This window comes from Streptomyces sp. NPDC007896 (assembly GCF_042959425.1).
GTDB lineage: Bacteria > Actinomycetota > Actinomycetes > Streptomycetales > Streptomycetaceae > Streptomyces.
The window spans coordinates 56,133-71,945 of sequence record NZ_JBIBKX010000026.1; the positions used below are offsets into that span (position 1 = coordinate 56,133).

Sequence of the window (15,813 nt, forward strand, 5' to 3'; positions counted from 1 at the left end):
CTAACGAGTCGAACAGGAGCCGCTGTCACAGCCAGGAGGCTGGTACGTCCACCCGGCGCCCGGCTCGTACACCCACCCGTCGCCCCGCCGGTACGCGCCCCCGACCCACCCTTGCGGGGCGTGCGCGGAGCGCCACTTCGCGGCGGCGAGCATCGCGCCCTTGGCGAGGCGGGCCCCGGCCGGGGTGCTCAGCCGGTGGGCGAGCGGCCGGTGCTCGCGCAGCGCCCACAGGCAGACGACCCAGGCGGCGGCCCCGCGGTAGACCTGACCGCCGTCCCCGACGACGGTGATCTCGTCGAGGGTGGCGCGGTGGTCGAGGGAGGGATAGAGCGCCCGGGCCTGCTCTGAACCGGCCGGTACGAGCCGCAGCGGCACCAGCTGGGGCTGCTTGCCCAGCCAGTCGCGCAGGAAGGTGCACAGGGAGCACCCTGCGTCGTAGAGGACGGTGAGCCCGAGGACCGGGACGCGCGCGGCGTCCCGGTCACGGGTGGCCTTGAGGCCGGTCATGGTGCTCACGCCCCGGCCGTCGGCGCGACCCAGTCCGTCGGCGCGACGGGCGGCAGCTGCTCCCGCTCCATGACGCCCCGCCGCCGGATCTTGTTGAGCACGTACACGTTGCCGAGGTGCATGACTCCGAGGACGAGCAGGACGACGCCGAGCTTGGTCGACAGGGCCTCGAAGATTCCGCGCGTGTCGGTGATCTCGCCGTCGTCGCTGTTCAGATAGAGCGCGACGAAGCCCAGGTTGACGAGGTAGAAGCCCACCACCAGGAGGTGGTTGACGGCGTCGGCGAGCTTCTCGTTCCCGTGCAGCACGTCGGCGAGGAAGATCCGCCCGTTGTGGCTGAGCGTGCGTGCCACCCAGACCGTCAGCGCGATGCTGACCAGCAGATAGATGACGTACGCGACGACCGTGAGGTCCATGTCCCCACCCCTTCTTGAACGCGTTCAAAACGCTGTCGAGAAGGAATGTAGACCTGCTTTTGAACATGTTCAAGTCAGGGCGGGGTGAGGTGCGGGGTGAGGGTGGTCACGCCTGATGGCGGCCCAGCTCGGGCCGCTTGCCGTAGTCCGTGAAGCCGATGACGTTGCCCCAGGGGTCGGCGATCTCGACGGTCCAGCCGGTGGCGACCGGGAAGACGGGGGTGAGCGGCCGGATGCCCGCCGCGGCCAGCGCGTCGGCCGTGGCCCGCGCGTCCCCGACCTCCAGCCACACCCGCGCCGAGGCCCACACCGGCGGCCGGAGACCGAGCTCCTCCTCCAGTCGCAGCAGCAGCCCCGGTGTCTCCTTGCCCACCTTCAGCAGCGCGATCCCGGCCTCGTCCAGCCGGAACGCCACCGGAATGCCGGCCCGCCCGTAGAACTCCACCGCGGCGCCGAGGTTCCCGACGGGCAGCAGTACGTTGTCGAAGCCGAGCAGCTCGTACGACACATCATCTGACATGCCATCAGATTAGGTACGGGCCGCGCCGGGAGCCCGGTGGCTGACCGTGCGGGTCCCCCGGGTGGTGCAAGGCCGAGCGCGCGGTGTCTCCTTCGAGGGCGACCGCACGCTCGCGTCGATCCGCTTTCCGGTACGTGCCGGGCTGATCGTCTGTACAGACGGGCGGTTGTGTCCATACTGGTGAGGACTCAGGGGCGTTCGGGGCGTATGGGGAGGCGGCTTCGTGCGGCGGCTGCTCATGGTCGGTTTCGTGCCGTGCGGGCTTCTCGTCGGCGGTTTCTGGAGCCTTGTGCGCGCCGGAAGCTTCACGGGGCGCAGCGACTGGGCCCGGGTGCTTCCCGTCGGCCCTGGCGCCACGGTCGTCGCGCTGCTGGCGCCGACCGCGTGCGCATGGCTCCTGGCCCTGCTCCTCCAGCCCTTTCAAGTCCGGGCCGTACGCGTGCTGGAGGGGTACTGGGACCGCTGGCCGGCAACCGCCCGAGTGGCCGGCGTGCTTGTGGAGATACAGCGACGTCGCCACCTGGCGCTGCGCGACAAGGCGACCCGCCCCGGTGCGGCCTCTGCCGATGCCCTGCGGCGCCTGGCTGCCCGGCCGCCTGTCGAGGTTCTGCTGCCCACGGAGCTGGGCAATGCCCTGCGCGCCGGCGAGCTGAGCGCGGGTGAGCGCTACGGCCTGGCCACCCTGTCCGCCTGGCCGCGCATCTACATGCAGGTGTCCGACCGGCTGTCGCAGTCCCTGCGCTCCACGCGGGACGCGCTCGACGCGGCGGTCAACCTGTGCTGGTCCTTCCTGGCTCTCGCCGCCGTTCTGGCTGCCGGGCTGTACGACGAGTCCGGTGTGCGCTGGCTTCCGCTGGTGGCCCTCGTCCTCGCAGCGGTCGCGTACAAAGGGGCGGTCATCGCCGCCCAGGCGTACTCCGGGTTGATGCATGTGGTCTTCGACCTGCATCGCTTCGATCTGCTGGAGGCGCTGCACCATCGTCTGCCCGCGGAACAGGAGCAGGAACAGGAGGTGTTCGAGAGAGTCTCGAAGCGCTTGGTGGGACTGCGCGTACCCGACCTGCCGTACGAGCACGGCAGGGGCGTCTCAGACGCGCGCGATGCTGACGGCCGCGCAGAGACCTAGTACGTGGATCGTGAACCGGCCCTTGCCGCGCGGCGTTTCGGGTCCGCTGTCCGTCACCCGTGTGAGTGCGGCGCCGGTTCGGTGCACCGATACGGGACACTCCTTGGGCACCATCAACCGCACATGCCCGCCGACCGCCGTGACGTGCACCGTCACCTGGTCCTCCGTAGCGTCGATCCGCGACAGATCCGCTCGCAACTCCCCGAGCACGGCCCGCACCGTCAGCAACGGCCCTGAGCCCGCCGGTGCCACGACCCGTCCGGTCGAGAGCACTCTGGACCATCGCGTCGTCCGCCTGTTCCGGCCGGCGGACAGCACCAACACCGCACCGGCCACGGTCAGCCCGACGGGGACGATCCAGTCCTCCACGGTCCGCTCGCCGCCCCGTTGTGACAGGGCGAGACCGCCCAGCGCGACCGATCCGAGGATCAGCGGTCCGATCAGCGCCTCCGCCGCTACGGCCGACCGGAGCAGATTGACCAACGCCAGCCCGAGCAGTACCCAGGGCCACCACCGACCGGTCACCTGGGCCGCGCTGCGGACCCGGTCGGCGGTGTCACCGACGGCATAGCATCCCAGGGCGACGGCGAGGAGCCCCACCCACGTGCGGGCGCGAGACGAACGGCCACCGCTTCCGCCACCGTCTGCCATCGCTGTGCGCCGTCTCCCGGTTCCGACGGGCCGGGGGACGGCGCCGCGGCGCACATCGTACCGAGGGGGTCAGGGAGCGGTCAGTCCTGGCAGAGCAGATCCTTGAGATCCACGGCCAGGTCGATGGCCTCCTGGCCCGAGAGCTTGTGCAGGGCTGGTCCGGGCAAGGGAATCGCCGGGCAGGGCTCGTCGCGCCGGGTGCCGTGCTGGAAGCGGTCCCCGTCCTTCACCAGGTAGCGGGTGATGGCGTCCTTGTCGCGGGTTTCCCACAGCCGGGTCCAGTGCGGGGGATCCGCGACCGAGTAGGTGTGGTCGGGGTCGGGGCGTGCGCCGCAAAGTACGCATTCGATCAACAGGAGGTCAAAGCCGGGCAGTTGGACGTCGTACATCATGGTGCCGTACTCCTCTCGACTGCTGCCTTCTCCATCGACTGCTTCTTGTTCTTGTTCCTGCTCTCCAAGGCCTGTCGGCGAGCGAGGCGCAGGGGGAAGTAGACCGAGTACGACCAGAGGGCTTCGCCCCCGGTGGCGGCGAGGATCAGGCCGGCGGTGATCCATCGCCACAACGCCAGCGGGCCCGTCCCCTCAGGGGTGAGTGCGGCGGCTACGCTCAGGAGGAGGAGTACCGTTCCGAGGTTGTACACGATGCTCGCGAGGAACGTCTTGTCCAGCCACGTGAGGTAGTCCGTGTGCTGGTTCTCCACGAACTTCGGTTCGGGTTCCTCGGCGCGCCAGTCCTTGAGGTCCTGGTACGAGTAGAGGTACTGCCGTGCCTGATAGCCGAGTTGGATGCTCGTGATGAGGCTGAGCACGGTCAGGACGAGGAGCAGCAGCGTGGGGCCCGGCCAGCGGAACTTGTCCGCGTCCGCGCAGACGACGCCGATCAGCGACAGCGCGCCCGCGGTGAGCAGCGGAGCGGCGATGGTGAGAGCCACATCTGCGGCGTGTACGAGCCCGAGTGGCTTTGGATATCCGACGTGCAGGGCAGGGTCGAACTTCGCTTTGTCCATGCCGCCCCCGTTGATGTGGACATCGGGGTTCGAAGTGTGGCAGAGGGATCGGATTGACGGTATACGGTCAAATGTGGAAAGAAAAACCCGCCTCCGTACGTAGCTTGTACGGAGGCGGGGTTCTTGGTGCGAAAGCCGGCAGAAGCGTCAGAAGCGACGCGTGATCAGCGCGCGCTTCACTTCCTGGATCGCCTTGGTGACCTCGATACCGCGCGGGCAGGCGTCCGTGCAGTTGAACGTGGTGCGGCAACGCCACACGCCGTCCTTGTCGTTGAGGATCTCCAGGCGCTGCTCGCCCGCTTCGTCACGGCTGTCGAAGATGAAGCGGTGCGCGTTGACGATGGCGGCCGGACCGAAGTACTGGCCGTCGTTCCAGAAGACCGGGCAGGACGACGTGCACGCCGCGCACAGGATGCACTTGGTGGTGTCGTCGAAGCGCTCGCGGTCCTCGGCGGACTGCAGACGCTCGCGCGTCGGCTCGTTGGTGTCCTTCGTGATCAGGAAGGGCATCACATCGCGGTACGCCTGGAAGAACGGCTCCATGTCGACCACGAGGTCCTTGAGGACCGTCAGGCCCTTGATGGGCTCGACCGTGATCGGCTTGTCGGGGTTGATGTCCTTGATCAGCGTCTTGCAGGCGAGGCGGTTCTTGCCGTTGATCCGCATGGCGTCCGAGCCGCAGATGCCGTGCGCGCAGGAGCGACGGAAGGTGAGGGTTCCGTCCTGGTCCCACTTGATCTTGTGGAGGGCGTCGAGGACGCGCTCCTTCGGGTCGATCTCCAGCTGGAAGTCTTCCCAGACCGCCTCGGCCGCGACCTCGGGGTTGAAGCGGCGGATGCGGAAGGTGGCGGTGATGTACGGCGAGTCGGCGAAGCCCGCCTCGGGCTGGCCGGCGCTGTCCGCCTTGTCGAGGGTCGGGGTAGCCATCAGTACTTACGCTCCATCGGCTGGTAGCGGGTCTGGACGACCGGCTTGTAGTCGAGACGGATGGACTCGGTGCCGTCGTCGCCGACCTCGCGGTACGCCATGGTGTGGCGCATGAAGTTGACGTCGTCGCGGTTCGGGTAGTCCTCGCGGTAGTGACCGCCGCGGGACTCCTTGCGGGCGAGCGCGGAGACGGCCATGACCTCGGCCAGGTCGAGCAGGTTGCCCAGCTCGATGGCCTCGAGGAGGTCCGTGTTGAACCGCTTGCCCTTGTCCTGGATCGAGACGTTCCGGTAGCGCTCGCGCAGCTCGGCGATCTTCTCGACCGCCGTCTTGATCGTCTGCTCGGTGCGGAACACCATCACGTTGGCGTCCATGCACTCCTGCAGCTCCAGGCGCAGCGCGGCGACCCGCTCCGTGCCCGTGGAGTTGCGCAGGTGCTCGACCTGCGAGACGACCTGCGAGGCCGGGTCCTCGGGCAGCTCGACGTAGTCGGCCTTCGCCGAGTACTCGGCGGCGGCGATGCCCGCGCGACGCCCGAACACGTTGATGTCCAGGAGCGAGTTGGTGCCGAGGCGGTTGGCGCCGTGCACGGACACACAGGCGACCTCACCGGCGGCGTACAGGCCCGGCACGACGGTCGTGTTGTCGCGGAGCACCTCACCCTGGACGTTCGTCGGGATGCCGCCCATGGCGTAGTGCGCCGTGGGCTGGATCGGGATCGGGTCCGTGTAGGGCTCGATGCCGAGGTAGGTGCGCGCGAACTCGGTGATGTCCGGGAGCTTGGCGTCCAGCTGCTCCGGCGGGAGGTGCGTGAGGTCGAGGTAGACGTGGTCGCCCTCGGGACCGCAGCCGCGGCCCTCACGGATCTCCGTGTAGATGGAGCGCGAGACGACGTCACGGGACGCGAGGTCCTTCATGACCGGCGCGTACTTCTCCATGAAGCGCTCGCCGTCCTTGTTGCGGAGGATGCCGCCCTCACCGCGGGCGCCCTCCGTCAGCAGGATGCCCATGCGCCAGATGCCGGTCGGGTGGAACTGGAAGAACTCCATGTCCTCCAGCGGCAGCCCGCGACGGTAGACGGCCGCCTGGCCGTCACCCGTCAGGGTGTGCGCGTTGGAGGTCACCTTGAAGAACTTGCCGGTGCCGCCGGACGCGTAGATGACGGCCTTCGCCTGGAAGACGTGGATCTCGCCGGTCGCCAGCTCGTAGGCGATCACACCGGCCGAGTGCTTGACGCCGTCGACCTCGGTGATCAGCTGGTCGAGGACGTAGAACTCGTTGAAGAACTCCACGCCCTCCTTGACGCAGTTCTGGTACAGCGTCTGGAGGATCATGTGGCCGGTGCGGTCCGCGGCGTAGCAGGACCGGCGGACCGGGGCCTCGCCGTGGTTGCGGGAGTGACCGCCGAAGCGGCGCTGGTCGATCCTGCCCTCGGGCGTCCGGTTGAAGGGAAGGCCCATCTTCTCCAGGTCGAGGACCGAGTCGATGGCCTCCTTCGCCAGGATCTCGGCGGCGTCCTGGTCGACCAGGTAGTCACCGCCCTTGACCGTGTCGAAGGTGTGCCACTCCCAGTTGTCCTCCTCCACGTTGGCGAGCGCGGCGGCCATGCCGCCCTGCGCGGCGCCCGTGTGGGAGCGGGTGGGGTAGAGCTTCGTGAGCACGGCGGTGCGGCTGCGCTTCGTCGCCTCGATGGCGGCGCGCATGCCGGCGCCGCCGGCGCCCACGATGACGGTGTCGTACTTGTGGATCTGCATGAGTCGGTTACCTCAGCCCCGTGCCTAGCGGATGTTCGGGTCGAAGGTGAAGATCACCAGCGTGCCCAGCAGGATGGTGAACACCGTGGCGGTGTAGAGCAGGCCCTTGAGCCACAGCCGGGTGTTCGCGCGCTCCGCGTAGTCGTTGATGACCGTGCGCAGGCCGTTGGCGCCGTGCAGCATCGCGAGCCACAGCATCGCGAGGTCCCAGGCCTGCCACCACGGGGAGGCCCAGCGGCCCGCGACGAACGCGAAGCCGATCTTGGAGACACCGCCGTCGAGGACGAGCTGGATGAGCAGGTGGCCGATGACCAGGACGACCAGCACGATGCCGGACAGGCGCATGAACAGCCAGCCGTACATCTCGAAGTTGCCACGGGTGGACTTCGGGGTCTTCTTGGTGCGCTTGCGCGGGGCCTCGATGAACGGCGCCGGGTTGTCGACGCTGTACGCGGAGAACTCACCCGCGCCCTCGACGGGGCCGATACCGGAAGCGGCGGTCTCAGTGGTGGACATCGGCGTCAGCTCCCGAAGACTTCGCGGAATGCGTGACCGAGGACCGGGTACAGGGCCCCGATCATCAGCACGACCCAGATACCGACGACGGACCAGAGCATCTGCTTCTGGTAGCGCGGGCCCTTCGACCAGAAGTCGACGGCGATGATGCGCAGGCCGTTGAGCGCGTGGAAGAGGATGGCGGCGACGAGGCCGTACTCCAGCAGCGCGACGATCGGATTCTTGTACGTGGACACGACCCTGTCGTAGTCCTCGGGGGAGACACGGACGAGAGCGGTGTCCAGCACGTGTACGAACAGGAAGAAGAAGATGAGGACGCCGGTGACTCGATGAGCCACCCAGGACCACATTCCTTCCCGGCCGCGGTACAGCGTTCCAGCCGGCACGGAAGAACCCTCCGGGAGCGGGGATTGGGGCCTGCCGGCTTCTGTGTCGGTCGGCCCGGCCGGGTACGGTCCACCGGCCCTGGCCATCGTAGCGACGACTTGTCGGAACGCTTACAGCGGCCCTATCTATGTGATCAAACTGGCAATCAATCAGGCACGTTCGGGCTATTCCGGACGGGCCAGGGCCCCGCGTCCCCGAGGAGGCGCGTCAGACGGCCCCTGGTCAGACGGCGCAGCTCCTCCGCCGCGACGAGCCGCTCCTCTTCGGGATCGTTTGTCAGTCGTGACCGGATTCCGACGAGTACCTGATCCAGTGATTCCTCCGGGGAGAAGTCGTCCAGACAGATGACGAACACGTGCCCGAACCGGCTTTCGTAGGCCGCGTGGGCCGCGCTCAGGGCCGTGTGGGCGGCGGAGTACGCGCCGTCCGGGAGCAGTGTGAGGGACTCGCCCGCGAGGGCCTCGGTGAGGTCGGCCGGGGTGAGGTCGTAGGCCGCCTCGTCGGCCGCGGCGAGGAAGGCGTCCAGGTCCGGGTAGGGCCGGTGATCGGCCAGCCGGTGGGCCCAGCGCAGGCTGCGGCAGCAGGTCAGGAGCGCGCGCACGACGGAGTCGGCGGGCGCGGAGTTGAACGGCTCCAGGCGCGCCGGTGACGACGGCATGCTCTTCTGCTCGGGTAGGGCGACCTGGCCGGGGAGGCGTGGAAGACGGTGCGAAGGCAGCGTGGGTCCTCGGCGGTGGGATGTCGACGGGGTGCCGTGACGTCCTGTGAACGTCACGTGTGGTGCGGCAGGGGAAGAAGTGAGAATTCTGCCATCACGTTATCGACGATTGACGACAGGTGTCCGACGGAGGCTCGAATTTCACCCGGACGGGAGAGTTTCGGAACCTGCGGTGGACGGGTGACGTGGAGAGGGGGACTGTGGAACATCCGGGGGTGTACGACGTGAGGTGTACGAGGCGCTCGATGCGTACGACAGGGCGTGGGCCTCGGTTACCGAAGCGAAGGGCGTGGTGCGGTGAGCACGGGCAGGCGACGACGGGCGCCGGTGCAGGACGGGAAGCGGCCGGTACTGATAGCGGTCGGCGTGGCGGCGGTGACCGGTGCCGTGGTGGCGACCGTCTCGCTGTGGCCGTCCGGCGACGCCGGCGCGCCGACCGGGGCGAGTGTCGCTCCGGACCGGACAGCGGCGTCCGCGAACCGGACCGGGGCCGCGCACCCACCGTCTCCCACGCCGACCCGGACGTACCCGCTCTCCCAGACCCCGCGCACCATCCCCGCCGTACGCGAGCACACTCCGGCGCGCGGCCCCGGCTGGCGTCCCGCCTCGGGCGCCCGCGTGGTCGTCGACGACGCCGGCCTCGCCGACGAGGGGAAGCTGCTCGCGGGCGAGCTGAAACTGTCGTACGCCGGACAGGCGGCGGCCAAGGACGGAGACGTCGAGCTCGGCTTGAACACCAGCGGCGCCGACCCGGAGTCGTACACCCTGACCGTCAAGAACCGCCGGGTCACCATCTCCGCGCCCGGCGAGGCGGGCGTCTTCTACGGCACCCGCACCCTCAAGCAGGAGGTGCACGGCGGCGGTACGGCGTCCGAGGGCGTCGTGCGCGACCAGCCCGCCAAGCCGCGCCGCGGGTTCATGCTCGACATCGCGCGCAAGCCCTACTCCGCGGCCTGGATAGAGGACCGGATCCGGGAACTGGGCGATCTGAAGTACAACGAGCTGGGGCTGCACTTCTCCGACGACCAGGGCTTCCGCATCCAGTCGGACACCCACCCGGAGATCGTGTCGAAGGACCACCTCAGCAAGACGGACGTCCGCGACATCGTCGCCCTCGCGGAGAGCCGGTACATCCATGTCGTCCCCGAGATCGACTCGCCGGGCCACCTCGGCGCCGTGATCGCCGCCCACCCCGACCTCCAGCTGCGCAGCGTCTCGGGTGCCACCCCGCGTGGCACCGTCGACATCTCCAAGCCCGCCGCGGCGAGCATCGTCGACGACCTGCTGAACGAGTACGCCGGTCTCTTCCCCGGCCCGTACTGGCACCTCGGCGGCGACGAGTACCAGGCACTGACCGTGGCCAGCCCGTCGACCTCCTTCCCGCAACTGGCCGCCGCCGCCAAGCAGGCCTACGGCCCCGACGCCACCGTCGCGGACCTCACCACCGGCTGGCTCAACGACCGCGCCCGGGTGATGAGCGGACACGGCCGGACCCTGCGGGCCTGGAACGACGGGTTCTTCAGCGGCGGCACGGTCCAGGCGGACAAGAACCTGGAGGTCGCGTACTGGACCGGCAAGGAGCTCGGCGCGCGCCCGCCCGTCCAGTACCTGAGCGCGGGCCGCAAGCTCATCAACTACAACGACGAGTACCTCTACTACGTCCTCGGTGAGCCGCAGACCTTCGTCTACCCGACCGGGCAGCGCATCTACGAGCAGTGGACCCCGCTCGTCGTCCGCGGCACCACGCCGGTCCCCGCGAAGTACGACGGCCAGATCCTCGGCGGGAGCTTCGCCGTCTGGTCGGACCGCGCGAACTCGCAGACCCAGGACCAGGTGGCGGCGGGGATCAGGATGCCGCTGCGCGCCACGATCCAGAAGCTGTGGGATCCCGGTCGGCCCGCGCTGTCCTGGACGGACTTCAAGAACCTGGCGAACCGGCTGGGCTGAGGCGGTATCTTCCCTGTGATTCGTGTGCCGGGTGTGCCCCTGGGGAGGGGGCGCGCCCGGTTTCTTCTACCGGCACGGTCTCAGGTGCCGGTGATTCGGGGGATTTCATGTCCAGTACGCCCATGCCCATGCCCGGGGGCGCCATGGCGCCGCCGCACGGGGATGCCTGGCTGCGCTCGCCGGTGGGTCTCGGCAGAGCGGTCGCGGTGCTGCTCGGCGTGGTCGTCGCCGTCGATCTCTTCGCGATCTGGGCGGGCGTCAAGATGTACGACGTCACCGGCACCATCGCGGACGGCGGGATCGGGGACACCGTGCAGCGGGACGCGGACCACGCGGACTCGCTCGTCGCCGCGGCCGGGGTCGCGCAGCTGGTCGCCCTGGCCGCCACCACCGCCGTCTACCTCGTCTGGTTCTACCGGGTGCGGATCAACGCCGAGGTGTTCGACCCGTTCGGGCACGAGATGGGGCGCGCCTGGACGGGCTGGGGCTGGTTCGTGCCGGTGGTGAACCTCTGGTTCCCGCGCCGGATCATGCTGAACACCTGGGACGCGAGCCGTCCCGCCGGCACCCGCACCTCACACGGGCTCGTCAACGTCTGGTGGGCGATGTGGATCGTCGCGCTGGTCTCCGACCGGACCGCGTCCACCGCGCACCGCACGGCCCACACCGCGCTGGAACTCCAGCAGGCCGCGGGCCAGAAGATCTTCTCGGACGTCACCGACGTCGTGGCCGCCGTACTCGCCATCCTCGTCGTCCTGCGCCTGACCCGGATGCAGAACGAGAAGGCCCTGCGCGGCCCGGTCCCGCCCGGAGAGCCGGTCCCGGCGCCCGCTCGAGACCACCGCTGACGGTCGGCGTTGGGCCGTTGGGGGCAGGCGGCGCGCCGGTTCGGCTGATTCCCTGGCCAACTCCCCGACCCCTGTGGTGTATTCGGCGCGGCCGAACCGAAACACCACCGGGGGGAAACCGGCATGGGCTACTGGGGCTACTACGTCGTGGGCAGAAGCGAGCGGCCGCTCGCGGAGCTGGACGCGCTGGGCGCGGCGCACGGGATGGTGCTGCGGACCACGGCGCCCGACGGCTGGCAGGTCTGGGAGTACCCGAGCGGTGACGGCGACGTCGGGAGCATGAACACGCTCGCCCGGGAGACCGGCGCGCCCGCGCTCTTCGGGTACGTCATGAACAGCGACTGTGTGGTCGTCGAGGCGGCCGGTCCCGGGAGCGGCGCGTGGACGACCTGTCTGGCGCGCACGGCGATGGCCGCGCACCTGGGGCAGAGCGAGGAGGGACTCACCGTCGACGACTACTTCCTGGAGCCCTCCGACGCCGCCGCACGGGCCGTCGCCTGGGCCGCGGAGGCCGGGCACACGGTGGTCGCCGAACCCCTGCTCGCCGTGCTGACCGCGGACGCCGACCCCTTGGCCGAAAACCTGCTCTTCCGGTTCCTCGACCGGCTCGCAGTGGTGCCCCTGTGACACTCCCGCTCCGGAGCACGCAGTAAGGGAAAGTGCGGGCTCCGTAAGCGGGAGCGCCCTGTCGAGGGAGGCGTGATGAGCCTGGTGGACCTGATCGCTCAGGCCGACGAGCGTGGTCTGGCAGCGAGCGGGCTGGCTTGTTTGGATCGGTGCGTGCCCCTGCTGGGCGGCGACGACGAGGTCCTGCGGCCGCTCTGGTCGAGCCTCGTGGACGGCGGCGCGGACGGCGACGCCTGGGGCGAACGGCTCGCCAAGGCACGGGCGGAACTGGACTCCGCCGACGCCGACGCCGACACCGACTCGGTCCCTGACTCCGGCCTCGGGGCCGAGGCCGCCGTGAGTGACGAGGACCGCGCCGCCGCACTCGCCCGCCGTATGCTCGCCGCCGCCCCCGACGACCCCTGCGCGTCCGCCCTGCGCGCCTGGGCCGACGCCTGTTCGGCGGCGGCCCTGCAGATCCACCGGCTCCTCGATGTCGCCGCCGACGGCTCCGGCCCCCTCGTGGCGGCCGAACTGCGCCGCCAGGTCGCCGTCCTGGAACTGCTCGCGGGCCGCGGCGCGGGCGGACTGCGCCCCGCCCTGGAGGTGTCGACGGAGGGACGGCGCGTCCTGCGCGCGGTGGTGTCACGCCGGGCGCGCGGACGGTCGTAAACCTGTTTCCCTGAGGGGTTCCTGTGACCGTCCTGGGGCCGGAGATGGGGGTCCTGGGCCGGTGTCGCGAAGGCGCCGGGAACGCGTGACGAATCCCGCCCGGAAGGCGCTCTTGCGAGTGTGAACGCAACGAGTGCGAACCCGACCCGGGCGACCAGGCCCACCGCCGCGACCAAGCCCGTGCGCTGGGCCGCGGACACCGTCGCGACGATGCGCGAGGGCGCCCGGCTGCGCCTCGACTACTCGGCGCAGAGTCTGTGGCGCGTCGACCGGCTGATCGAGGAGATACGCCGGGAGGGGGCGCCGTACGCCGCCGTCCACACCGTGCTGCGCGGTTTCGGCGCGTACGCCGGTGAGGTCGTCGTCCGGTGCACCGGCGCCGAGTGGTGGGAGACGGGCGGCGAGCACTGGCTGCGCACCCCCGACGGGCGCCTGTGGGACCCCGTCGACGAGGCCCGCCGCTGCTACGCGGGCGACGGCTCGCTGCGGCTGCTGTGCCGCGAGGCCGTCGGACGGCGGGGGAGCGTGCCGAACGGCGGCGAGATTGCCGGTTCTTAAGGTACGCGACCGTTCCCAAACGGCGGTCTTCGGAGTGAACATGAGGGCAACCGCCGGACCCGGGAGGCCTCGTGGCCGACAACCGCCGTTGGTGGGCGCTCGTCGTCATCGCGCTCGCCCAGTTGATGGTCGTCCTCGACATGACCATCGTGAACATCGCCCTGCCCTCCGCCCAGACCGACCTCCACATGTCGGACGGCAACCGGCAGTGGGTCATCACCGCGTACACCCTCGCCTTCGGCGGACTGCTGCTGCTCGGCGGCCGGATCGCCGACCTCGCCGGTCGCCGGCTCACCTTCATGATCGGCCTGTTGGGCTTCGCCGCGGCGTCCGCGCTGGGCGGCGCGGCCGCGAACTCCGGGATGCTGTTCGGGGCGCGCGCCCTCCAGGGCGTGTTCGCGGCGCTGCTCGCCCCCGCCGCCCTGTCGCTGCTCACGACGACGTTCACCGACCCCGGGGAACGCGGCAAGGCCTTCGGCGTGTTCGGCGCGATCGTCGGCGCGGGCGCGGCGTTCGGGCTGCTCGCGGGCGGCTTCCTCACCCAGTACCTGGACTGGCGCTGGTGCCTGTACGTCAACGTCCCCATCGCCCTGGTCGCGTTCGCCGGTGCCCTGGCGGTGCTCAGTAGCGGCGGTCGCTACGAGGACGCGCGCCTCGACGTTCCGGGCGCGGTGCTCGGCTCCGCCGGAATGCTCTCGCTGGTCTACGGCTTCTCGGAGGCGGAGTCGAGGAGCTGGGGCGACGGACTGGTCCTCGGACTGCTGGCCGCCGGGGTCGTGCTGCTCGGCGTGTTCGGGCTCTGGCAGACCCGCGCCCGGGTGCCGCTGCTGCCGATGTCGGTGGTCAGGGACCGGCAGCGGGTCGGGGCATTCCTCACCATCCTCTTCGTCACCATCGGGATGTTCGGGGTCTTCCTCTTCCTCACCTACTACATGCAGCGCGTGCTCGGGTACTCGCCGATGAAGACCGGACTCGCCTATCTCCCCATCACCGTCGGCATGATCACCGGCTCCACGCAGGTCGCGGCCCGCCTCCTGAACCGGGTCCCGCCGCGCGCCCTCATCGTCCCCGGGCTGCTGCTGGCCGCGGGCGCGCTGGCGATCATCGCGCAGGTCGGGGTGGCACCCGCGTACGCCTCGCACATCCTGCCCGGCATGCTGATGCTCGGCCTCGGCATGGGCACGGCGATGATGACCTCCATCTCGCTGGCCACGGTCAGCGTCGCGCCCCGGGACGCGGGCGCGGCCTCCGCCACCTTCAACACCGCCCAGCAGGTCGGCGGTTCGATCGGTACGGCGCTGCTCAACACGATCGCCGCGAGCGTGACGACCCGGTACGCGACCGCGCACGCGGCCCCCGGCGTCGACCGTCGCGCCCTCGCCTCCCGGGCCGCCGTGCACGGCTTCAACGTGGCCACCTGGTGGGCGATGGGAGCGCTGTTGCTGGCCGCGCTGATCGCCGGGATCGTGGTGAACGCGGACCGGATGCCGGCCCCGCAGGGGCGTCCGGCTCCGCTGCCCGAACCGGTGGAGACAGACGCCTGAGCCCAGAACGTGTTCCGAGGGACTCCCGGGGCGCCTGACGGGCTGTGACACTTCTGTGGGGCCCGACGCAGATGACCACGTGGGCGTCGACACGGCCGACCGTGTCGCACGGTGCGCATTCTGACCGACTCGGGGCGAACGAGGACAGCGTTGGGCCACGGAGGGGAACCCCGCCGCGTACAGGCGTACGACGGTGAGCTCGGTGCGGCCGTGGCGCGGGCGCAGCAGGGGGACGAGGCGGCCTTCGCGCTGGCGTACCGGATCGTGCAGCCCGGACTGCTCGGGTACGTGCGCGGGATCGTCGGGGACGACGCGGAGGACGTGGCGTCCGACGCCTGGCTGGAAATCGCGCGGGACCTCGGTCGGTTCAAGGGGGACGGTGCGGGATTCCGCGGCTGGACCGCGACCATCGCACGGCACCGCGCGCTCGACCATCTGCGGAGGCAGAAGGTACGGCCCAGGGCGACCGGGCTCGAGAACGACATTCTGGAACTGCCCGGCACCCACAGCACCCACGACCAGGCGCTGGAGAGCCTCTCCACGGAGCGCGCCCTGGAACTGGTCGCAGGGCTGCCCCGCGACCAGGCCGAGGCCGTACTGCTGCGTGTGGTCGTCGGTCTCGACGGCCCCGCCGCCGCCCGCGTCCTCGGCAAGCGGCAGGGCGCGGTCCGCACCGCCGCCCACCGTGGCCTGAAGCGCCTGGCGCAGCAGCTCGGCGCCGACGGGGAGCCCGGGGTGTGACGCCCAACGACCCCCGGACGCTGGGGAATCCGGGACGAGCGTCAGGGAGCGGTGGGCCCGAGGGGCGGGCCGTCGCCGCGTACCGGGCCGCTCACGAGGGCGGGGCGCACGGGGCGCGGACCCGGCGGCGCGACGACTGGCGACCGCGTGAGCGGCGCCGACCAGGGCGCGAGTTCAAGGAGAGTCAGACGCCGATGGCAACGGCCGGGGCCGCCACCCCCCACAGGAGAGGCCCCGACCGTCGCGCGGCACGGGCCGCGCGGCGGCCCGTACTCTCTACAGCGCCGCGACTGCGTTTTCTGTCACACCTCACTGCGTCACCATTTAGTTGCATGCTGTACGAACATGGACGGGGAGCGGTTTCAG

19 protein-coding genes are annotated in these 15,813 nt (G+C 70.2%); 8 read left to right on the forward strand and 11 right to left on the reverse strand.

Features of this window, described 5'->3' with window-relative positions; all coding sequences use genetic code 11:
• The 3 genes from ACFZDJ_RS49250 to ACFZDJ_RS49260 form a co-directional block, all read right to left on the reverse strand.
• Complete coding sequence (locus ACFZDJ_RS49250; RefSeq protein WP_391069489.1) at positions 1-507, reverse strand: DCC1-like thiol-disulfide oxidoreductase family protein; 507 nt, start codon at positions 505-507, stop codon at positions 1-3.
• A gap of 5 nt (positions 508-512) precedes the next feature.
• Positions 513-923: a hypothetical protein gene (locus tag ACFZDJ_RS49255; protein ID WP_385379856.1), complete on the reverse strand. Its 411-nt coding sequence runs from the start codon at positions 921-923 to the stop codon at positions 513-515.
• Between the two features lie 106 nt (positions 924-1,029).
• Positions 1,030-1,443, reverse strand: a complete 414-nt coding sequence (locus tag ACFZDJ_RS49260) for a VOC family protein (RefSeq protein ID WP_168510538.1) — start codon at positions 1,441-1,443, stop codon at positions 1,030-1,032.
• Between the two features lie 223 nt (positions 1,444-1,666).
• Between ACFZDJ_RS49260 and ACFZDJ_RS49265 the strand changes: the two genes are divergently transcribed.
• A complete protein-coding gene (locus tag ACFZDJ_RS49265; protein WP_391069406.1) occupies positions 1,667-2,569 on the forward strand; it encodes a hypothetical protein in 903 nt (300 codons plus the stop codon).
• Here ACFZDJ_RS49265 and ACFZDJ_RS49270 read toward each other — a convergent pair.
• From ACFZDJ_RS49270 to ACFZDJ_RS49305, 8 genes are all read right to left on the reverse strand, one after another.
• The gene (locus ACFZDJ_RS49270; RefSeq protein ID WP_384909462.1) at positions 2,531-3,220 is read right to left on the reverse strand and encodes a hypothetical protein; all 690 of its coding nucleotides are present in this window, start codon (positions 3,218-3,220) and stop codon (positions 2,531-2,533) included. The genes ACFZDJ_RS49265 and ACFZDJ_RS49270 overlap by 39 nt on opposite strands.
• Before the next feature lie 80 nt (positions 3,221-3,300).
• Positions 3,301-3,612, reverse strand: coding sequence for a hypothetical protein (locus ACFZDJ_RS49275; RefSeq protein WP_385379869.1), 312 nt, complete (start codon positions 3,610-3,612; stop codon positions 3,301-3,303).
• Positions 3,609-4,229 (reverse strand): hypothetical protein, encoded by a 621-nt coding sequence (locus ACFZDJ_RS49280; protein WP_390934737.1) that lies wholly within the window; start codon positions 4,227-4,229, stop codon positions 3,609-3,611. The genes ACFZDJ_RS49275 and ACFZDJ_RS49280 overlap by 4 nt, the downstream gene beginning before the upstream one ends.
• A gap of 147 nt (positions 4,230-4,376) precedes the next feature.
• On the reverse strand, positions 4,377-5,156 hold the full coding sequence (locus ACFZDJ_RS49285; RefSeq protein WP_075028383.1) for a succinate dehydrogenase iron-sulfur subunit: 780 nt from the start codon (positions 5,154-5,156) through the stop codon (positions 4,377-4,379).
• On the reverse strand, positions 5,156-6,910 hold the full coding sequence (sdhA, locus tag ACFZDJ_RS49290) for a succinate dehydrogenase flavoprotein subunit (RefSeq protein WP_099943003.1): 1,755 nt from the start codon (positions 6,908-6,910) through the stop codon (positions 5,156-5,158). The genes ACFZDJ_RS49285 and sdhA overlap by 1 nt, the downstream gene beginning before the upstream one ends.
• Positions 6,911-6,934: 24 nt before the next feature.
• The gene (locus ACFZDJ_RS49295; protein WP_054233701.1) at positions 6,935-7,426 is read right to left on the reverse strand and encodes a succinate dehydrogenase hydrophobic membrane anchor subunit; all 492 of its coding nucleotides are present in this window, start codon (positions 7,424-7,426) and stop codon (positions 6,935-6,937) included.
• Between the two features lie 5 nt (positions 7,427-7,431).
• Positions 7,432-7,812, reverse strand: coding sequence for a succinate dehydrogenase, cytochrome b556 subunit (gene sdhC / locus ACFZDJ_RS49300; RefSeq protein WP_079064942.1), 381 nt, complete (start codon positions 7,810-7,812; stop codon positions 7,432-7,434).
• A gap of 146 nt (positions 7,813-7,958) precedes the next feature.
• Complete coding sequence (locus ACFZDJ_RS49305; protein WP_384909469.1) at positions 7,959-8,471, reverse strand: 2-oxo-4-hydroxy-4-carboxy-5-ureidoimidazoline decarboxylase; 513 nt, start codon at positions 8,469-8,471, stop codon at positions 7,959-7,961.
• A gap of 357 nt (positions 8,472-8,828) precedes the next feature.
• On the opposite strand from ACFZDJ_RS49305, the gene ACFZDJ_RS49310 reads away from it, so the two are divergent.
• From ACFZDJ_RS49310 to ACFZDJ_RS49340, 7 genes are all read left to right on the forward strand, one after another.
• Positions 8,829-10,478 (forward strand): family 20 glycosylhydrolase, encoded by a 1,650-nt coding sequence (locus ACFZDJ_RS49310; protein ID WP_391069408.1) that lies wholly within the window; start codon positions 8,829-8,831, stop codon positions 10,476-10,478.
• A 122-nt stretch (positions 10,479-10,600) separates the two neighbouring features.
• Entirely contained in the window at positions 10,601-11,326 is a 726-nt protein-coding gene (locus tag ACFZDJ_RS49315; protein WP_390934735.1) for a DUF4328 domain-containing protein, read from the forward strand.
• Between the two features lie 123 nt (positions 11,327-11,449).
• Positions 11,450-11,953 (forward strand): hypothetical protein, encoded by a 504-nt coding sequence (locus ACFZDJ_RS49320; RefSeq protein WP_390934734.1) that lies wholly within the window; start codon positions 11,450-11,452, stop codon positions 11,951-11,953.
• 75 nt (positions 11,954-12,028) lie between these two features.
• Positions 12,029-12,604, forward strand: coding sequence for a hypothetical protein (locus ACFZDJ_RS49325; protein WP_391069410.1), 576 nt, complete (start codon positions 12,029-12,031; stop codon positions 12,602-12,604).
• Positions 12,605-12,724: 120 nt separating this feature from the next.
• Entirely contained in the window at positions 12,725-13,162 is a 438-nt protein-coding gene (locus ACFZDJ_RS49330) for a hypothetical protein (RefSeq protein WP_391069412.1), read from the forward strand.
• A gap of 71 nt (positions 13,163-13,233) precedes the next feature.
• Positions 13,234-14,706 (forward strand): MFS transporter, encoded by a 1,473-nt coding sequence (locus tag ACFZDJ_RS49335; protein ID WP_384909480.1) that lies wholly within the window; start codon positions 13,234-13,236, stop codon positions 14,704-14,706.
• A 150-nt stretch (positions 14,707-14,856) separates the two neighbouring features.
• Complete coding sequence (locus ACFZDJ_RS49340) at positions 14,857-15,447, forward strand: RNA polymerase sigma factor (RefSeq protein WP_384909482.1); 591 nt, start codon at positions 14,857-14,859, stop codon at positions 15,445-15,447.
• Positions 15,448-15,813 lie beyond the last annotated feature (366 nt).